This window comes from Photorhabdus cinerea, assembly GCF_011189575.1.
GTDB lineage: Bacteria > Pseudomonadota > Gammaproteobacteria > Enterobacterales > Enterobacteriaceae > Photorhabdus > Photorhabdus cinerea.
Map to the genome: position 1 here is coordinate 1 of NZ_PUJW01000042.1, position 13,376 is coordinate 13,376.

The 13,376-nt window shown below is 39.5% G+C and carries 14 protein-coding genes and 1 pseudogene; 8 read left to right on the forward strand and 7 right to left on the reverse strand.

The window, feature by feature from the left end:
• Positions 1–460: 460 nt before the first annotated feature.
• Positions 461–1,066: an HD domain-containing protein gene (locus C5469_RS21060; RefSeq protein ID WP_054475200.1), complete on the reverse strand. Its 606-nt coding sequence runs from the start codon at positions 1,064–1,066 to the stop codon at positions 461–463.
• Positions 1,067–1,080: 14 nt separating this feature from the next.
• Positions 1,081–2,070 (reverse strand): tRNA-modifying protein YgfZ, encoded by a 990-nt coding sequence (ygfZ, locus tag C5469_RS21065; RefSeq protein WP_166310486.1) that lies wholly within the window; start codon positions 2,068–2,070, stop codon positions 1,081–1,083.
• A gap of 177 nt (positions 2,071–2,247) precedes the next feature.
• Between ygfZ and sdhE the strand changes: the two genes are divergently transcribed.
• Together sdhE and C5469_RS21075 are read left to right on the forward strand one after the other, a co-directional pair.
• Complete coding sequence (gene sdhE, locus C5469_RS21070) at positions 2,248–2,514, forward strand: FAD assembly factor SdhE (RefSeq protein WP_166310503.1); 267 nt, start codon at positions 2,248–2,250, stop codon at positions 2,512–2,514.
• Positions 2,495–2,911 (forward strand): protein YgfX, encoded by a 417-nt coding sequence (locus tag C5469_RS21075; RefSeq protein ID WP_054475196.1) that lies wholly within the window; start codon positions 2,495–2,497, stop codon positions 2,909–2,911. Before sdhE ends, C5469_RS21075 begins: the two co-directional genes overlap by 20 nt.
• A gap of 20 nt (positions 2,912–2,931) precedes the next feature.
• Here C5469_RS21075 and fldB read toward each other — a convergent pair whose 3' ends face one another.
• Positions 2,932–3,450 (reverse strand): flavodoxin FldB, encoded by a 519-nt coding sequence (gene fldB, locus C5469_RS21080; RefSeq protein WP_166310488.1) that lies wholly within the window; start codon positions 3,448–3,450, stop codon positions 2,932–2,934.
• Between the two features lie 107 nt (positions 3,451–3,557).
• Between fldB and xerD the strand changes: the two genes are divergently transcribed.
• The 3 genes from xerD to recJ are packed head-to-tail and all read left to right on the forward strand — an operon-like array spanning position 3,558 to position 6,933.
• Positions 3,558–4,469, forward strand: a complete 912-nt coding sequence (gene xerD / locus C5469_RS21085) for a site-specific tyrosine recombinase XerD (RefSeq protein WP_339414596.1) — start codon at positions 3,558–3,560, stop codon at positions 4,467–4,469.
• Positions 4,470–4,492: 23 nt separating this feature from the next.
• The gene (gene dsbC, locus C5469_RS21090) at positions 4,493–5,194 is read left to right on the forward strand and encodes a bifunctional protein-disulfide isomerase/oxidoreductase DsbC (RefSeq protein ID WP_166310491.1); all 702 of its coding nucleotides are present in this window, start codon (positions 4,493–4,495) and stop codon (positions 5,192–5,194) included.
• A 5-nt stretch (positions 5,195–5,199) separates the two neighbouring features.
• A complete protein-coding gene (recJ, locus tag C5469_RS21095) occupies positions 5,200–6,933 on the forward strand; it encodes a single-stranded-DNA-specific exonuclease RecJ (protein ID WP_166310493.1) in 1,734 nt (577 codons plus the stop codon).
• Positions 6,934–7,440: 507 nt separating this feature from the next.
• Here recJ and ppxB read toward each other — a convergent pair.
• Positions 7,441–7,752, reverse strand: a pseudogene (gene ppxB / locus C5469_RS21100) (photopexin PpxB); the annotation flags it as partial.
• Positions 7,753–7,849: 97 nt separating this feature from the next.
• A complete protein-coding gene (locus C5469_RS21105; protein ID WP_166310495.1) occupies positions 7,850–8,269 on the reverse strand; it encodes a hypothetical protein in 420 nt (139 codons plus the stop codon).
• Positions 8,270–8,960: 691 nt separating this feature from the next.
• On the opposite strand from C5469_RS21105, the gene C5469_RS24140 reads away from it, so the two are divergent.
• Entirely contained in the window at positions 8,961–9,089 is a 129-nt protein-coding gene (locus C5469_RS24140; protein WP_278249786.1) for a hypothetical protein, read from the forward strand.
• 6 nt (positions 9,090–9,095) lie between these two features.
• A complete protein-coding gene (locus C5469_RS23845) occupies positions 9,096–9,623 on the forward strand; it encodes a hypothetical protein (RefSeq protein ID WP_242689547.1) in 528 nt (175 codons plus the stop codon).
• 432 nt (positions 9,624–10,055) lie between these two features.
• Here C5469_RS23845 and C5469_RS21115 read toward each other — a convergent pair whose 3' ends face one another.
• A complete protein-coding gene (locus C5469_RS21115) occupies positions 10,056–11,066 on the reverse strand; it encodes a fucose-binding lectin II (protein WP_166310497.1) in 1,011 nt (336 codons plus the stop codon).
• A 430-nt stretch (positions 11,067–11,496) separates the two neighbouring features.
• Positions 11,497–12,459, reverse strand: coding sequence for a fucose-binding lectin II (locus C5469_RS21120; RefSeq protein WP_166310499.1), 963 nt, complete (start codon positions 12,457–12,459; stop codon positions 11,497–11,499).
• Between the two features lie 435 nt (positions 12,460–12,894).
• Here C5469_RS21120 and C5469_RS21125 point away from each other — a divergent pair, with 435 nt between their 5' ends.
• The gene (locus C5469_RS21125) at positions 12,895–13,092 is read left to right on the forward strand and encodes a hypothetical protein (RefSeq protein WP_166310501.1); all 198 of its coding nucleotides are present in this window, start codon (positions 12,895–12,897) and stop codon (positions 13,090–13,092) included.
• Positions 13,093–13,376 lie beyond the last annotated feature (284 nt).

The window sequence follows — 13,376 nt, forward strand, 5'->3', positions numbered from 1 at the left end:
ATTTTCGGCATATTTTTACGGAACTTCCCAAATGCCATTCTGATGATTCATTGCACGATCTGTTACCGTGGAATGTCAACATCAGCGACATTATGTAAACTGCATTGCTTAATTGGGCGCTTACGTTTAATTCGCGTCGTATGCATGCAGTTTCTCCGGGTAGCAGTGGCATTCGTTTAAGTTTGTCATGTTTTATCGGGTATAGGGGTATGGCAGAACCTTTGTCATTTTGGAGTTAATGTGTCCATTTTTCTACATGAGTTTTTAGAGCTAGCTTTAATCCACTTTTTAGCTGTTGTTGTTCCGGGGCCTGATTTTGCGGTCACGGTGAGACAGAGTACGAGTTTTGGTCGAAAGGCGGGGATCTATACCCAATAGATTTCAAGATGCATCGCGACGGTAAGGGAGCGAATCCCCGGTCACATAGTTCGCTATGCTCCCGGGGATTCGCTCCCTTAAGTTATTTTAACCAGCCTTTAGCTTGAGCTGCTTCCAGTTGGGGTAACAAGTATTGCCAGAATTCAGGATAAACATCGGCAATAAATTTATTGCGGTTAATCACCTGCTCCAGGCGAATATCATTTTCTACCCAGCTCTGGCCTTTATTATGCAAATTCATCAGAACGGGCATCAGTCTGTCCAGCATTTTAGCAAAACGGGCATCCTGACTTTCTCCTGTTTCATACTCCTGCCACAGCGACATAAAGTGATTTTTCTGAGGTTCGGGTAATAAACCAAAAAGACGGTTGGCGGCTTTAACTTCTTGCTCATGAATGGCTTCACGGGCAGCTAAATCGTAAACCATTACATCACCAGCATCAATTTCAACAATATCGTGAATTAATGCCATCTGAATAACTCGCTGAGTATTTACCCCTTTCATATAAGGTGCAAAACTCATTACAGCAATAGCGAAATGCCAGCTATGTTCTGCGGAATTTTCCTGACGCTGGTTATCTAATAACTTAGTCCGCCGTTGAACATTCTTCAGCTTATCCAATTCCATCAAAAAACCAATTACATCAGTAAAAGGGCCAAAATCAACGGCAGGTACTGCTAACGACATATAAACCTCATTAATTATTTTTCTTCATCGAGAGAATAAGGAAGAGGCTGAATAGTGAGTGAATGTCCTTCATCGTCACGGACACGGAATACACTATTACTTTCCATATCATTATTCATGACGACTTGTACCCAGACACTATCATCATTCAGCTTAACGGCAGCTAAAACAGTACCCGTTCTCCGCCACTTATCTCCCAGTTGCCATTCCAGATCATCTCCGGCGACAGGAATTTTGGTCGCACTGCCAGCCAACCAATACATTGCCCGTTTATTTGCTCCACGGTATTTAGCACGGGCCACCATTTCCTGACCGGTATAACATCCTTTTTTAAAACAAATACCGCCTTCCAGTACTTGAAGGTTAGTTGCTTGTGGAATAAATTGTACGCTATTTGCTGCATCAATAACTGGGAAACCGGCTGCAATATCCAACGCCAGCCACTGTTCGCTATTATTAAACTGGACCGGGAGTTTTTCTGTCAACTGATCAGCAGTTGCTGTGTCGGTAACCAAAAGGAAACGCTCAGATGGCAGGGTAAAATGGAGTAAAGTTGTAGTTTCATGTTCAACGACAGCATTATCAGCATCGGGTAGTGTTGGGAAAATATTATTCAGTGCCTCACGGCAGCCTTTACCTGCAACACCTAGCAACACCGCATTTTTATCCTGAACTAGCGTAATTTTAGAGAATACCGCATATTTTTTCAGTTCTGTAAGCTGGTTTTCCAGCATGCTGCGACGCCCAATATAAGCAAGACTTTCACCACGATGAAAGAGGCGTAGATTACTCCACATTTTACCCTTTGCATCACAATGTGCACTAAGAACGTGTTGATTCGATGCCAGTGCGAAAATATCTGCTGTAACCTGACCTTGCAGATATTTTTCTGTATCCGGTCCAGTTGCTGTTACCAGGCCCCAGTCATCCAGAGAGATTAAAGTCAGGGGAAGGGTTGATGAAGATAATGGAGATTGTGAAGAAAATGGAGTTTTATAAGCCATGACACATCCTGCTAATCAGATATTTGAGCCAATGATGTATCAATGGTAAAAGAGCTGAAGCACAATGCAAGTAGTTATTATTGCTATTAGCTGGCATGATGCATGAGTTTGCTGGGCGACTTACTGGCTAATGGATTTAACACAGACAATGAGAATAAAAAAGGGGATTTTTTGAACATGGATATTGATAATAAAGCACGTATACATTGGGCATGTCGGCGTGGAATGCGTGAGCTTGATATTTCAATCATGCCGTTTTTTAAGTATGAATATGACTCACTTAGTAATGATGATAAACGGCTTTTTATTCGTTTACTCGAATGCGCTGATCCTGATTTGTTCAACTGGCTAATGAATCATGGTCGCCCGGAAGATGAAGAGCTATTCCGTATGATTAAACTTATTCAGAATAGAAATAAAGATCGTGGTCCTGTGGAAATGTAATCTCAGGGTATCCTGGAATACCCAGCTAATTTCTACCTGTATCCATGGTGCGATAGCGTTTATCATATTGCTTGCTCCGTGGCCTACGGATGACGCTATTTTCTGGATTTTCTGGCTTCCTTTGGTACTGTTGATTATTGCCAGTTGGGGGCGTAGCCAGAAAAATATCCGAAAATCACAGGGGCTTTTAGTTCTGCTCAATGATAATAGGTTGCAATGGAAGAAACATGAGTGGCAAATTATCCGGCAGCCGTGGCTATGTCGCTATGGAATATTGATTACAGCTCAATCTTTGTATAATCAGAAAAAAATCCGTTTATGGATAGCATCCGACAGCATGCCACAAGATGAGTGGCGTAATATCAATCAATTGTTGTTGCAATATCCTGATATTTGATTGAGCTGAAATTGCTCTGATTAAAGCAGTGGTTCCATTTCTTGCAGGATTTGCATACACCATTGTGATAAACGCTCATCGGTTTGTTCATACTGGTTAACATCATCCAAAGCCAGCCCGACAAATTGTGAACCATTATCCGTTAATGGTTTCGGGCTGGTAAACTCATAACCTTCCGTCGGCCAGAAGCCAATAAAATGCACACCTGAAGGGAGTAGATGGTGATATAGCATACCGAGAGCATCAAGGAACCATTCGCCATAATCAATCTGATCACCCATACCATACATGGCGATGATTTTTCCCTGTAAATTGAGGGAAGGAATGTGATCCCAAATAGCCTGCCAGTCTTCCTGTAATTCACCAAAATCCCATGTTGGGATGCCGAGAATCAGTACCGAATATTCTTCCATTAATTCAGGTACTGTTTCTTTGATATTGTGGAGATCAATTAAATCTTCACCGAGTATATCGCGGATTTTCTCTGCTACCATTTCGGTGTAACAGGTGCTGGAACCGTAAAAAAGACCAATTTTCATCGTTAATTATTATGGTTTTTGAACATTAGGGCTGGCATTGTAACAGAATAATTGCTTTTTCAGGCATAATAGCCAACATAGATTTGCAAATTTAAGGAAAGAGTTTCGTGTCAGAAGAGCAGACTCAGTTGATAAATCCATTGATAGAACAATTTCTTGATGCTATCTGGTTGGAACACGATCTTGCGGAAAATACACTTGTTTCTTACCGGTTGGATTTACAGGCACTGGATAACTGGCTGGTGCATTACGGTCATGATTTATTATCTGTTCAATCGATTGATTTGCAATCTTTTCTGGCCGAACGCGTAGATGGAGGATATAAAGCCAGTAGTTCAGCGCGTTTACTCAGTGCTATGCGTCAAGTGTTCCAGTATTTTTACCGGGAAAAAATGCGGGCAGATGATCCGACTGCGCTTTTATCTGCACCGAAATTACCTAAGCGGTTGCCTAAAGACTTAAGTGAAAAGCAGGTAGAAGCTTTGCTTAATGCGCCTCGGACAGATCAGCCCTTAGAACTGAGAGATAAAGCGATGCTTGAGGTGCTTTATGCTTGTGGTTTACGGGTATCTGAGTTAGTGGGATTGACACTTTCCGATGTCAGTCTACGTCAGGGGGTGGTGAGAGTCATTGGTAAAGGAAATAAAGAACGGCTGGTGCCTTTAGGAGAAGAGGCAATTTACTGGCTGGAGAATTACATGGAATATGGGAGAAACGAGTTGCTGAATGGTGCAACGTTGGATGTGCTTTTTCCCAGCAATCGGGGGCAACAAATGACCCGACAGACTTTCTGGTATCGGATTAAACATTATGCCGTACTGGCCGGAATTGATACTGAACGGCTATCTCCCCATGTTTTGCGCCATGCATTTGCAACGCATTTGCTTAATCATGGTGCTGATTTACGAGTTGTGCAGATGTTACTGGGGCATAGCGATCTATCCACAACACAAATATATACTCATGTAGCAACAGAACGACTCAGATTGCTACATCAACAACATCATCCGCGTGGGTGAGCATGGATTTAAAGGAACTGAAAATGAAAAAAAGCGTCTTATGTTTTTCTCTTTTGCTGGCCTTGTTTAGCGGAAATGTACTTGCTGATGATGGCGCTGTTCATGGAACGATGCAAAAATTGGGGATTAAGGTAGAAAATATCAAACCATCACCTATTGTTGGTTTAAATACGATAGTGACCGAGCAAGGTATCATTTATCTATCTGATGACGGTAAATATTTATTGCAAGGGCCAATTTACGACGTCAGTGGTAGTTCTCCTGTGAATGTCAGTAATCAATTGTTGATGAAAAAGCTGGAAGCAATGAAAGACCAGATGATTATCTACAAAGCGCCAGAAGAGAAACATGTTGTGACTGTTTTCACGGATATTACATGTGGTTACTGCCATAAGCTGCATGAAAATATGAAGGAATACAATAAACTCGGGATTACTGTTCGCTATTTGGCATTCCCTCGTCAGGGCATGCAGCATAAGTCTGCTGAAGAGATGCAATCTATTTGGTGTAGTGCAACGCCACAGAAATCGCTGGATGCTGCGTTTAAAGGTAATGATATTTCGCCAATCAAGAGCTGTAAGGTGGATATCGCTAACCATTATAAACTGGGTCTCCAGTTTGGCGTGCAGGGAACGCCTGCGATTATCCTTAAAGATGGCAATTTGTTAGGTGGATACATGCCACCAGAAGCTTTGGCAAAGGCATTAGATCAGAGTGGTAAATAAGTTTAGTGAATATTGAAACACAACTCCGCCGCCGCCCGGCGGTGGATGACAGTCACCTTCCACAACAGATTCATCCGTTACTGCGTCGTTTATATGCCATTCGGGGTATCCAGCAAGCTAATGAATTAGAGCGTGGTGTTCAAGGATTGCTCAATTATCAGCATCTGAGTGGTGTGGAACAGGCGGTATCGCTATTACTGGCAGCGTTGCATCAACACTGGAGTATCGTCATTGTTGGCGATTTCGATGCTGACGGCGCAACCAGTACGGCGCTGGCGATCCGATCATTACGGGCAATGGGATATCGTAATCTGGATTATCTGGTGCCAAATCGTTTTGAAGATGGTTATGGCTTAAGCCCACAGGTGGTAGAGGAAGTCGTCAAAAAAGGTGCAGATCTTATTATTACCGTGGATAATGGTATCTCTTCTCATGAAGGGGTTGCGGCTGCCCATCAGCACCAGATAAAAGTGATTGTGACAGACCATCACTTGCCGGGTGAGATTCTGCCAGCTGCTGATGCCATTATTAACCCCAATCTGTCTGATTGTTCGTTTCCGTCTAAATCATTAGCGGGGGTTGGCGTCACATTTTATTTGATGTCTGCTTTGAGAGCGGCTCTGAGAAAAGAGCAATGGTTTGAAAAACAGGGCGTTGCTCTGCCGAATTTGGCAGAAATGCTGGATCTGGTTGCGTTGGGAACCGTCGCCGATGTTGTGCCTTTGGATACCAATAACCGGATTCTGGTTTATCAGGGATTGAATCGCATTCGAGCCGGGCGTTGCTGCGCGGGGATTCGTGCATTGCTGGAAGTTTCCAAACGTGAAGCTCATAAACTGACCGCCAGTGACTTGGGCTTTTTTCTGGGGCCAAGATTGAATGCCGCAGGTCGTCTGGATGATATGTCTATTGGCGTCGCTTTATTGCTAACTGACGATATGGCAAAAGCGCGTCAGATAGCTTGCGAATTGGATGGACTTAATCATACCCGTCGTGAAATAGAACAGGGAATGCAGCAAGAAGCACTGCAAATCTGTGACAAACTTGAACATGCTAGCATTGAACTGCCTTATGGACTGGCGCTCTATCATCCCGAATGGCATCAGGGGGTGGTGGGAATTCTGGCTTCCCGTATTAAAGAACGTTTTCATCGGCCTGTTATCGCTTTTGCGCCGGCGGGTGACGGTATTTTAAAAGGTTCTGGCCGTTCAGTTCTGGGGCTGCATATGCGTGATGCCCTTGAGCGGCTTGATACTTTACATCCAGGACTGATACTTAAGTTTGGTGGTCATGCAATGGCTGCCGGCCTGTCACTTGAACAGGATAAATTTGAACAATTCCAGCATCACTTTTCAGCTCTGATGGCAGATTGGTTGGATGTTTCGCAACTTGAAGGTGTTATCTGGAGTGATGGTGAGTTGGCGATTGGTGAACTGACCCTGGAGATGGCTGAAATGTTGCGTGATGGGGGTCCCTGGGGGCAAGCCTTCCCGGAACCTGTTTTTGACGGTAAATTCAAGCTACATCAACAGCGTATTGTCGGAGAACGCCATTTGAAAGTGATCGTGGAGCCATTAAATGGTGGGCCGATGTTAGATGGTATCGCATTCAATATCGATCCAACTTGCTGGCCGGATAACAGTGTCCGTGAAGTGGAACTTGCTTATAAACTGGATGTTAATGAGTTTAGAGGCAATCGTGATGTACAACTTTTGATCCAGCATCTTTGGCCTTATTAACGTTCTTAAAGGTGTGCTTAGCGTTATAAAAGTATTGCGAGCCTAAAACGTTGCTCTTCAAAAAACTGATGCTTACCCTGAAATGGCTTTACTTCCGATTATGTTATTACTGCATAACTTCCGGTGTCATTTCAGGGCTAGGTTATTGTCATGAACAGGTTATCTCGCCTTTTATCTGCTCCCTTGTGAACTTAAAATAGGGTCGAATTCCTGCACTGTTGAATATTCATAGCAACGGGAGATAGGAAAAGAAAAGATCAAAAAGTTAATTTTTATTGGATAGGGGACTATTTGGCGGATAACCGAGTTTGGCCTGTTATCATGTTACTTGAAGAGGTAAATTATGTTTTTTCTGTTTGTAACCGTGTTCATATCAGCAAAAACGGTATCATTTTGCTGATATATCTGCCGTGGTATACAGAAAAAAGCGGCATAATACCGCTTTAATTTATTGATAAATGTCATCTCTAATGATGTTGCCAGCGTAGTGTATTTTTGATTCCTGATTCAGGACTGTGACCAAATTAACACGACTATGCTGTCATCGTAATTATTATTGCCTCCATTGCTGGCGCCGATAATGGCTGTTCCCGGTTTTTCGTCAAGGGTATTATAGGCGTAACGGAGTTTGCAGGGTTTACCGTCTCCTATAATTTCAATGCAGACTTTGCCGGTGCCTGATGAGTAACTTTTAAAGCCCAACACACTGTTGACACTTTGGCTGATTAATGTATCGACTAACTGATCGTCAATATACACTTTTATCGTTTGCTGGTGGGTAGTATTACCATAGGCTGACAGGCTAAGCCACCACTGATGTTTTCATTTATGAATAGAAAATGTCGGTAGCGGCTTAACTCCAAATTAATTCTATATATTATGTATGACACAGCACCTAATCATTGAAACTAATAAACTAAACTAAATGATTGTACTGAATAACCGCAGAGATAGATGCATATGAATCGATATGTACTGTGCTACCACGTACATTACTCCATTGAGCTTTTATAGTAGAAACATTAGACGCAAGAGAACAACGGGTAACTAGTGTGAATGGCATACGTCCATAGGATTCTGGGTTCTTATTGCTGTAAGTAAATCCACCGAAAGCCAATTGTTCTCCTTGATCAGTTACAATAATAAAGTTCCCTCCAGGAAAATTGTTACCTGAAGCATAGGGAGTTGGTATATTTAACGTGATTAATGCTGTTAAGCATGGTGAGTTCGAATACTTTGAAACATCAAGTTTCAAACCGGGTATATCAACATAATTTTGACTTGATGTTTGTAGGGGATTGCTACGTGGATCTATTGATGCAAAAACAATTGACATGATTAATACTCCTAGGTTAGTTATTTTCGTTTTTTCTTATTTAGTTCCCTCTAAAATACTTATCCTAATTTTTAATTTATACAAATCACCTTATCATAAGACTCTATTATTTACTTTTTTTAAAATTAAACAAACATCATTGTTTTTTATAAATAAAGCTCATAGCTCAACTAATAGATAGATTGTTTATATTATTTGTTTCTGATTTTAACTCAATGTTCATATTTAATTGACAGATAATTGAGATACAAAAATTTAATCATTTCTCTTGTTTTTATATCTGATATCGTTCATTGCGGGGGTATCAGTGCTATGATAGGCATATCTCAGTCCGTTTAGTGGTTTTGGATTTTTTGCAATTGATCAGATCACAAAAATTGGATTTAATTCTTTCCAAGTGATCTACTGTTTTGAAAAATTATTTTGTATGTGGAGAAATTAATACCATTAATGGATTATAAGTAAGGTTATATGTTAACGATTCATTGGTGAATCTAATGTTGTTTGTTTTTGTATGATTTTTTTAATTTTCTGTAGCTGGTGATTTATTTTATCTGGGTGGGTTTCTCTTCTTGTTTTTTCATAATTATGAAGGTTTTTACTTATTTTAGAATTAAAGTCAATCTTGACTTTAGGTATAAAAATAAGATTAAAGTGTAATTTTATCTTTATATAGGGGGATATTTTAGTCATGAAATTAGAACAACATGAAAGTCAAATCTCAATTGAAGGTTTATCTAATTCCACTGCGGTTCCAATAACGGTATGGGAACCAAATTTATATCCTGAAGGTCGATGGATAGATGCGACAACACAGTGAGCTGGCGTGTTGTTTAAGGACTCAGGCTATGGGACTAGCGCTTGGGATATCATCAGTGTTGGGGGAAGGAAAGCTTTCAAGGCACAAACGTTGTCTAAATTTGGCAATATTGGCAGTCACTGTCTCGGGATTGCAACAGATACACCTGTTGATGCCAGACATTGCTATTGTGAGCTTGACCTATTTTGTAATCCATATCCTGACATTTCAGTGAGTGTGTTATCCAAGAAAACGAGTGCAAGCGGGACATATCAAAATATTGGTTACGGCTATATGGCGATTCACTTGACTGGTGGGTATCAAGGTAAGCCTCAATGGATGCCATCGAACATTCCATTAGGTACTTCGATTGATACTGCAACGCCTTATGTCATGGTTTGGAATCTTCAGGCTAATTTGATTCAGTCAGTTAATTTTGTTGGCAAACAGATAGATGGTATTTATAAAGGGCAACCGACACTAGGTAATACTCATTCTGGTGTTCCGCTGAGTTATGAATGGCCGAAGAATTCTTGGTCACGTTGGCGTATTTGATTGCTTGCGGCAAATAACGGTACATTAATCATTGAGTGGTATAATGCTGTGGCAGATAAATGGAAGGTATAGCTTTGCCAATATAATATGAACACCCTTATGACGGGAAATCTTGCGTCTGGTCAGATAGGGATTATTTCTGGTATGTCTTCTCAGGCTACTACAATAGATCAACAAAATTCTCTTTACCGAACACCGTTTGATCGAGCGATATTTTTTCAAGATTTTTAATATGGAATACTGAGTCTGATTATTTAACCATCTTGTATGATATATACCAAGGGGCTTTCTTACAGGCCCCATAATTGTTGTAATATAGAAAAGTGATTTTAATTATAATCTTATTATCGTTGTTAAATGTGGCGTACAAGAAAAGCGGCATAATACCGCTTTAATTATTGACAGAATTTATCGCTAGTGAAAATTTTTAACTCACCAGTTCAGAATGATGACACTATCCTTGTACTTATTGGCGGCGCCATTTTCAGCCCCAATAATGACAGTTCCGGGTTTTCCCTCAAGAGTGTTATCGAAATAACGGAGTTTGCAGGGTTTGTCATTACCTGTAATCTCAATACAGACTTTGCCTGTACCGGATGCATGAGTTTTAGTCGCCATCAGGTTATCTATCCCCTTGCCGGTTAATGTATCTACCAGAAGATCGTCAATATAGACTTTTACCGTTTGTTGATGAATATCAGTATTCGTGTAGGCTGTCAGCCTAAATTTGGTATTTTGAGGTAATTGGAAACAATATTTACCGGTGTTACTGGTACCACATTTTCCGCCACAGTTTTGACTACCTAATAAATCTGAGTCAACCGATACCATAGCTTGAACTTTATTAAAAGTGACGCCATACCAATAAGTTTGGATGGATACAGGTCCGATATCAATAGTATTTGATTTTGTATTGTATCGGATATAATGGTTGTCTTTGAAGAAGTAAATAAGAGAACCTGCAATGCTTTTCCATAAAAAAACGGTATCCAGATTTGCATTGAATCCTGCGTATTTTTCGATAGTCTCCCATCTATCTGAAATAGTTTTCCTACTAATCGTGTGTGAACTGACAGTATAATCAATGCAGTCTCGCCCTTTGAAGAAACAGACAACATCTCGTTTTGTATCGACAAACTCGGTAGCTGCATCTATCCCATTTTCAAATTCGGTGCCTCTCAATCCAGGCCATCCTTCTATAATATGTTTTGGTCCCTCACTTACCTGAGCTTTTGCGATATCGAATTTAAGATATTGTGAGCCTTTGAAGAAATATAAATAACCATTTAAATTAATCACATCGTCAATATGTCGTTGAAACTCGACAGGAAGGTTAGGCCAGTCTTTACTGATAAGTTGGGGAGTGTCCCCTTTGTTGATTTGTGGATCATCATAATATTTAATATTTTCTGAATTAAGAAAGAAATAGGTATTTGTATTCATTTATTGTATATCCTTCATGGTAATTGTATTATAATATTATTATTCAAATTTCTATTTTTATTGAAAATAGATTAAAAGTAGCGTCGAAAAATTTTATTTAATTATACAATCTCATTATATATTTAGTATTCCAAGATGATTTTAATTATTGGAGGTTAATGTCATTGGGGGTTGTAATCAAGGTTATATATTAACAGTTCATTTATTAATTTAATTTATTTAATTATTATTAAAGAAATAAAAATACATGCTAAGAGATGAGGGGTGTATAAATTAAGTGGGGGTTTGGAACGCTATTTTTTATTTTTATGATGATATTTGAAAATATATTTTCGATGTTCCAATTGCAATAAAAAGCGGCATAATGCCGCTTTAATTGATTAGTAAATTTTATTTTTCTGGTGGTGAAGTTTACCAAAGTATTTTTAATTTACACCAGCGGCCAATTTAATATTACTACACAGTCATTGTAATTATTATTGGCGCTATTTTCGGCCCCGATAATCGCTGTTCCCGGTTTACCATTAAGGGTGTTATCGAAATAACGCAGTTTGCTAGGTTTGCCATTTCCTTCAATTTCAATACAAACTTTTCCTGTACCTGATATGTAGGTTTTGGTCGCCATCGGATTATTTGTGCCTTTACCGGTTAATGTGTCTACCAGACGGTCGTCAATATACACTTTTACTGTTTGCTGAATGTTCGTATTATTGTAAGCCGTCAGGCCAAATCGAATACTTTGAGGTAATTGGAAACAGTGTTTACCGGTGTCATTGGTGCCGCATTCTCCACCGCAATTTGAAGGGTTGGTAGGAGGACAAGGATCATTGATTTTTTCCATTTTCCACTGGTCTACCTTTATTGTTCTACGAGTGCTATTACCAGAAAGAGATACACCATATAACGTGTTTGGTTTGTTGGCATCACCATAACTATTAAGGAAACCTTTCTTTCCCCATCGATTATATAGGGTGATAATTGCTCCTTCTATGATATTTCCGTTTATGGAATAAGGTGTCTCGCAATAAACAATCCACTCTAATGTTTTTGGAGAATAAGTATTTATATCTGATGTGATTATCGGATATACTTCTCCACTTGGTACTGGTTGATTTGGGCCATCATAATATCCCAAGTAACCACCATCGCAGAAAGATAGATTATGAAGTAAAATAATATCATCATTAATTATTTCACTGCCGATAGCTTTTCCCGTTCCTGATTTTATTCGCCATATTCCTCCTAGATCAGAAAAAGAAGGTGCTACAGTTAATACGCTATGTTTTGCACCTGGTATGTCATTTCCTCCATATGTACTGAGATATCCTCCTTGCCAGTTATTGTAACCATTTAATATTCTTACTGTATCGCCATATTTAAGTATATCAGCCATAGTTTATCCTTATTAAAGTTTTGTGATTTATTTTTAACAATGAAAATGATGCTGGAATTACCTTAGCTTAATTACCCTTTCTATAACTTTATGGATTATCTCAAAATAGGTTATTAAAATAAGATAAATGCTCAATTTTTTCTTGATCTTAAAAATAGTGATTAACGCCTTATTTGGCTAATTATGAATGTTAATGGTTGTCGAAGAAAGGCAGAGGATTTGTTTCTTCCCTCTGACAATGAATATATCACTAAAAGTTCCTTTGCTTAATTTCCTATATTTCTGTCCTGAGCTGTGTAAGAATCGCATTTACCGTTTCATTTACTAAATTAAATTATTTAATAATGAACTCTATTTCCATGAAGTAAGAATTTTATTTGTGTTTTAAAAAACAAATAATATAACGTCAATAAGAGTATAAATAGGACATATTCAATGCGTAATAGACTTTTTCTTTGGTTACTTGCTTTGCCGTTAGTATTAAGTTGTTATGGTTGCTGGCAATATTACCGAACCAGTGAACTGACTGAATCCCTCGATAGTATTAAATTATTACATGCCAAAGCGACACAGTTGTTGCAAACCGATCCCAATATTACCATGAAATTTGGCGACACTTCTTTATCAATCTGATTAATAACAACAACCAGCCCGTTTGTGATAACGGGCTGGTAATAATGAAATATACCCGTCATCTTTCAAGTTGCCTCTTTGTTGGCTGCACTCACTCACCCCGGTCACAGAGTTATCTATGCTCCCGGGGATTCGCTCCCTTGCCGTCGCGATGCGCCTTGAAATCCATAGGGTATAGGTAAATGATGAAAAGGGTTTTTCCAATCCTTTTCATCACAACCAAGTAATATCCCGTATGCAGGTATCGAGTGGCTGGTAACAATAGCTTCTGTTGTACCTATTCC

What these genes read in the sequence shown, in the direction of transcription:
- C5469_RS21060 (WP_054475200.1), bottom strand. Translation starts at nt 1,066, where the DNA reads ATGTCGTTAGCAGTACCTGCCGTTGATTTTGGCCCTTTTACTGATGTA.
- ygfZ (WP_166310486.1), bottom strand. Translation starts at nt 2,070, where the DNA reads ATGGCTTATAAAACTCCATTTTCTTCACAATCTCCATTATCTTCATCA.
- sdhE (WP_166310503.1), top strand. Translation starts at nt 2,248, where the DNA reads ATGGATATTGATAATAAAGCACGTATACATTGGGCATGTCGGCGTGGA.
- fldB (WP_166310488.1), bottom strand. Translation starts at nt 3,450, where the DNA reads ATGAAAATTGGTCTTTTTTACGGTTCCAGCACCTGTTACACCGAAATG.
- dsbC (WP_166310491.1), top strand. Translation starts at nt 4,493, where the DNA reads ATGAAAAAAAGCGTCTTATGTTTTTCTCTTTTGCTGGCCTTGTTTAGC.
- C5469_RS21105 (WP_166310495.1), bottom strand. Translation starts at nt 8,269, where the DNA reads ATGTCAATTGTTTTTGCATCAATAGATCCACGTAGCAATCCCCTACAA.
- C5469_RS24140 (WP_278249786.1), top strand. Translation starts at nt 8,961, where the DNA reads ATGAAATTAGAACAACATGAAAGTCAAATCTCAATTGAAGGTTTATCT.
- C5469_RS21115 (WP_166310497.1), bottom strand. Translation starts at nt 11,066, where the DNA reads ATGAATACAAATACCTATTTCTTTCTTAATTCAGAAAATATTAAATAT.
- C5469_RS21120 (WP_166310499.1), bottom strand. Translation starts at nt 12,459, where the DNA reads ATGGCTGATATACTTAAATATGGCGATACAGTAAGAATATTAAATGGT.
- C5469_RS21125 (WP_166310501.1), top strand. Translation starts at nt 12,895, where the DNA reads ATGCGTAATAGACTTTTTCTTTGGTTACTTGCTTTGCCGTTAGTATTA.